This is a genomic window from Vasconcelosia minhoensis LEGE 07310, assembly GCF_015207255.1.
GTDB classification, from domain to species: Bacteria; Cyanobacteriota; Cyanobacteriia; order Phormidesmidales; family Phormidesmidaceae; genus Vasconcelosia; species Vasconcelosia minhoensis.
The window spans coordinates 1-5,379 of record NZ_JADEXG010000124.1 but is presented as its reverse complement, the minus strand read 5'-3'; the positions used below and the strand labels follow the sequence as shown (position 1 = coordinate 5,379).

Below are 5,379 nucleotides of genomic sequence, written 5' to 3'. Positions count from 1 at the left end.
GTTGACACTCCAGCTTGTGCTTCGTTATATTGATTAAGCGCTGAAGGGAGCGAGCTACGGATGAGAGTCTGAGGCGAGCGACTTTCGAGCTGCGGCACCTAGACAAGCGAATAGTTTGAAGATTAATTGACGAATAACCCTCGTCAAGATGAATTGAAATTGCTTTGACTTTAGCATAGCTAGGGAAAAGAAGCAAAAGCCGGATACAGATTGAGTAAAAGGCAAACGAGAGACAGAGCGAAGCGAAGAGTTTTCTAGAGATAGGGAATTTGGCTGTGGAGTGAAGTCCGAATCCAAGGTTTTAAGGAACCACTAAAATGGAGAGTTTGATCCTGGCTCAGGATGAACGCTGGCGGCGTGCTTAACACATGCAAGTCGAACGAGCTCTTCGGAGCGAGTGGCGGACGGGTGAGTAACGCGTGAGGATCTGCCCTTAGGACGGGGACAACAGTTGGAAACGGCTGCTAATACCCGATGTGCCGGGAGGTGAAATAGTTTTTCTGCCTAGGGATGAGCTCGCGTCTGATTAGCTAGTTGGTGGGGTAAGAGCTTACCAAGGCGACGATCAGTAGCTGGTCTGAGAGGACGATCAGCCACACTGGGACTGAGACACGGCCCAGACTCCTACGGGAGGCAGCAGTGGGGAATTTTCCGCAATGGGCGAAAGCCTGACGGAGCAACGCCGCGTGAGGGAGGAAGGCCTGTGGGTTGTAAACCTCTTTTCTCAGGGAAGAAGCTCTGACGGTACCTGAGGAATCAGCATCGGCTAACTCCGTGCCAGCAGCCGCGGTAAGACGGAGGATGCAAGCGTTATCCGGAATTATTGGGCGTAAAGCGTCCGTAGGCGGCTGTTCAAGTCTGCTGTTAAAGGCCGAGGCTCAACCTTGGATAGGCAGTGGAAACTGAGCAGCTAGAGATCGGTAGGGGTAGAGGGAATTCCCAGTGTAGCGGTGAAATGCGTAGATATTGGGAAGAACACCAGTGGCGAAGGCGCTCTACTGGGCCGAGACTGACGCTGATGGACGAAAGCTAGGGGAGCGAATGGGATTAGATACCCCAGTAGTCCTAGCTGTAAACGATGGACACTAGGTGTTGGCCGTATCGACCCGGTCAGTATCGAAGCAAACGCGTTAAGTGTCCCGCCTGGGGAGTATGCACGCAAGTGTGAAACTCAAAGGAATTGACGGGGGCCCGCACAAGCGGTGGAGTATGTGGTTTAATTCGATGCAACGCGAAGAACCTTACCAGGGTTTGACATCCTACGAACCCTTCTGAAAGGGAGGGGTGCCTTCGGGAGCGTAGAGACAGGTGGTGCATGGCTGTCGTCAGCTCGTGTCGTGAGATGTTGGGTTAAGTCCCGCAACGAGCGCAACCCACGTCCTTAGTTGCCATCATTGAGTTGGGCACTTTAGGGAGACTGCCGGTGACAAACCGGAGGAAGGTGTGGATGACGTCAAGTCATCATGCCCCTTACATCCTGGGCTACACACGTACTACAATGCTTTGGACAGAGGGCAGCAAGCTAGCGATAGTAAGCAAATCCCATAAACCGAGGCACAGTTCAGATTGCAGGCTGCAACTCGCCTGCATGAAGGCGGAATCGCTAGTAATCGCAGGTCAGCATACTGCGGTGAATACGTTCCCGGGCCTTGTACACACCGCCCGTCACACCATGGGAGTTGGCCACGCCCGAAGTCGTTACTCCAACCTTTCGAGGAGGAGGACGCCGAAGGCAGGGCTGATGACTGGGGTGAAGTCGTAACAAGGTAGCCGTACCGGAAGGTGTGGCTGGATCACCTCCTTACAGGGAGACCTACTTATATCCACTCGACCCAACTTTAGCGAGTGGGTAGTAAGTCACTCTAGGTCGTGCGAGGGTTGTTTGGTGGATTAATCTTCAAACTGTTTAGGTGTTTATTATTAAGCACCGTCGGGGCTATTAGCTCAGGTGGTTAGAGCGCACCCCTGATAAGGGTGAGGTCCCTGGTTCGAGTCCAGGATGGCCCACTGTTGTCCACAGTTGTCCACAGTTGTGGGGGGGTATAGCTCAGCTGGTAGAGCGCCTGCTTTGCAAGCAGGATGTCAGCGGTTCGAGTCCGCTTACCTCCACCAAGCAAGAATAATAGCAATCATAGCGAGAAGGCGTCAGCACAGTATCTATTGAGATAGTCTGCTGACATCTGGTCAGCGAGAACCTTGAAAACTGCATAGAAGCGAAAGAAAAGCAAAGGTAGTCAAAGAAGCCAATGTAGAAGGTCAAGCTACAAAGGGCTCACGGTGGATACCTAGGCACACAGAGGCGAAGAAGGACGCGGTTACCTGCGATAAGCTTCGGGGAGCTGGAAGCAAGCGATGATCCGGAGGTGTCCGAATGGGGCAACCCAGAAACAGCCCGTTGAATCCATAGACGGGTATGAGCGAACCCAGTGAACTGAAACATCTTAGTAGCTGGAGGAAGAGAAAGAAAGATCGATTCCCCTAGTAGCGGCGAGCGAAGCGGGAAGAGCCTAAACCAGCAGTTTTTACTGCTGGGGTTGTGGGACAGCGATAAGGAATCTGGCGACTAGACGAAGCAGTTGAGCGCTGCACCGCAGGGGGTGAGAGTCCCGTAGTCGAAAGTTTAAGGATACGAGCTGAATCCCGAGTAGCACGGAGCACGAGAAATTCCGTGTGAATCCGCGAGGACCGCCTCGTAAGGCTAAATACTCCTGTGTGACCGATAGCGAAAAGTACCGCGAGGGAAAGGTGAAAAGAACCCCGGGAGGGGAGTGAAATAGAACATGAAACCGTGAGCTTACAAGCAGTTAGAGCACGATTCAACGTGTGATAGCGTGCCTGTTGAAGAATGAGCCGGCGACTTATAGGTACTGGCAGGTTAAGGGGTTATACCCGAAGCCAAAGGGAAACCGAGTCTGAAGAGGGCGTTATGTCAGTATTTATAGACCCGAACCCGGGTGATCTAACCATGTCCAGGATGAAGCTTGGGTAACACCAAGTGGAGGTCCGAACCGACTGATGTTGAAAAATCAGCGGATGAGGTGTGGTTAGGGGTGAAATGCCAATCGAACCCGGAGCTAGCTGGTTCTCCCCGAAATGTGTTGAGGCGCAGCGGTATTGATTAAAGCTGGGGGGTAAAGCACTGTTTCGGTGCGGGCTGGGAGACCGGTACCAAATCGAGACAAACTCAGAATACCCAGTGAACACAATGCCAGTAAGACGGTGGGGGATAAGCTTCATCGTCGAAAGGGAAACAGCCCAGACCACCGGCTAAGGTCCCCAAGTGAATGCTAAGTGGGAAAGGAGGTGGGAATGCAGAGACAACCAGGAGGTTTGCCTAGAAGCAGCCATCCTTGAAAGAGTGCGTAATAGCTCACTGGTCAAGCGTTCCTGCGCCGAAAATGAATGGGACTAAGCATACCACCGAAGCCGTGGACTTGTTTTATAACAAGTGGTAGGGGAGCGTTCCGCGTTAGTGAGAAGCAGTAGCGAGAGCAGCTGTGGACGAAGCGGAAGTGAGAATGTCGGCTTGAGTAGCGAAAACATTGGTGAGAATCCAATGCCCCGAAACCCTAAGGGTTCCTCCGGAAGGCTCGTCCGCGGAGGGTTAGTCGGGACCTAAGGCGAGGCCGAAAGGCGTAGTCGATGGTTAACGGGTTAACATTCCCGTACCGTCAATAGGTAGTGCAGAGGGACGGAGAAGGCTAAGACAGCCGCATGATGGTTAGCGGTTTAAGTATGCGAGGTGATGAGGAGCGGCGAAAACGCTCTGAGCTGAGCTGCGAGTACGACCCGTTACGACGGGGAAGTGTCTGATGTCCCGCTTCCAAGAAAAGCTCTAAGCACGATAACTTATTGATGCCCGTACCCGAAACCGACACAGGTAGGGAGGTTGAGAATACTAAGGGGCGCGAGATAACTCTCTCTAAGGAACTCGGCAAAATGGCCCCGTAACTTCGGGAGAAGGGGTGCTAGCGAGAGCTAGCCGCAGTGAAGAGATCCAGGCGACTGTTTACCAAAAACACAGGTTTCCGCGAAGTCGAAAGACGAAGTATGGGAGCTGACGCCTGCCCAGTGCCGGAAGGTTAAGGAAGCTGGTCAGCCCTTTGGGGTGAAGCTGGCGACCGAAGCCCCGGTGAACGGCGGCCGTAACTATAACGGTCCTAAGGTAGCGAAATTCCTTGTCGGGTAAGTTCCGACCCGCACGAAAGGCGTAACGATCTGGATGCTGTCTCGGAGAGAGACTCGGCGAAATAGGAGTGTCTGTGAAGATACGGACTACCTGCACCCGGACAGAAAGACCCTATGAAGCTTTACTATAGCCTGGTATTGGGTTCGGGCCCTGATTGCGCAGGATAGGTGGGAGACTAAGACCTACTCCTTGTGGGGAGTAGTGAGTCACTGGTGAGATACCACTCTATCAGGGCTAGGATTCTAACTTCATGCCGTTATCCGGCTGGAAGACAGTATCAGGTGGGTAGTTTGACTGGGGCGGTCGCCTCCTAAAAGATAACGGAGGCGCGCAAAGGTTCCCTCAGGCTGGTTGGAAATCAGCCGCAGAGTGTAAAGGCAGAAGGGAGCTTGACTGCGAGAGTGACAACTCGAGCAGGAACGAAAGTTGGCCTTAGTGATCCGACGGTACCGCGTGGAAGGGCCGTCGCTCAACGGATAAAAGTTACTCTAGGGATAACAGGCTGATCTCCCCCAAGAGTTCACATCGACGGGGAGGTTTGGCACCTCGATGTCGGCTCATCGCAACCTGGGGCGGTAGTACGTCCCAAGGGTTGGGCTGTTCGCCCATTAAAGCGGTACGTGAGCTGGGTTCAGAACGTCGTGAGACAGTTCGGTCCATATCCGGTGCAGGCGCAAGAACATTGAGAGGATTCTTCCTTAGTACGAGAGGACCGGGAAGAACGCACCGCTGGTGTACCTGTTATCGTGCCAACGGTAAACGCAGGGTAGCCAAGTGCGGAGCGGATAACCGCTGAAAGCATCTAAGTGGGAAGCCCACCTCAAGATGAGTGTTCTCATGGCAAAAGCCAGTAAGGTCACGGGAAGAAGACCCGTTGATAGGTTCTAGGTGGAAGTGCAGCAATGTATGTAGCCGAGGAATACTAACAGGCCGAGGGCTTGTCCTCCTCTGGCTCTTTTGATTCGCTTTTCCATAAACTTCTATGCAGCCCTTCAGGGCTCTACAACCCACAACCTTTCCTGGTGCCTATGGCGCAGTGGACCCACGCCGACTCCATCCCGAACTCGGACCGTGAAACACTGCAGCGGCGAAGATAGTGAGGGGGTAGCCCCTTGTCAAAATAGCTCGGTGCCAGGTCTATATTCAACCCGAAAGCGCCCTCACCTGAGTGAGAGCGCTTTCGGGTTTTG

2 tRNA genes and 3 rRNA genes are annotated in these 5,379 nt (G+C 53.3%); all 5 read left to right on the top strand.

The annotated features are described in order from the left end of the window. Positions 1 to 314: 314 nt before the first annotated feature. The 5 genes from IQ241_RS24845 to rrf all read left to right on the top strand — a co-directional run bounded on the left by IQ241_RS24845 (position 315) and on the right by rrf (position 5,326). A 16S ribosomal RNA gene (locus tag IQ241_RS24845) occupies positions 315 to 1,804 on the top strand. 129 nt (positions 1,805 to 1,933) lie between these two features. Next, positions 1,934 to 2,007: transfer RNA gene (locus tag IQ241_RS24840), tRNA-Ile, on the top strand. 29 nt (positions 2,008 to 2,036) lie between these two features. Beyond that, positions 2,037 to 2,112 (top strand) — tRNA-Ala (locus IQ241_RS24835). Between the two features lie 142 nt (positions 2,113 to 2,254). Beyond that, positions 2,255 to 5,135 (top strand): 23S ribosomal RNA (locus IQ241_RS24830). A 72-nt stretch (positions 5,136 to 5,207) separates the two neighbouring features. Further along, a 5S ribosomal RNA gene (gene rrf, locus IQ241_RS26945) occupies positions 5,208 to 5,326 on the top strand. Together the 16S, 23S and 5S rRNA genes with 2 tRNA genes alongside form the textbook arrangement of a ribosomal RNA operon. Positions 5,327 to 5,379: the final 53 nt, after the last annotated feature.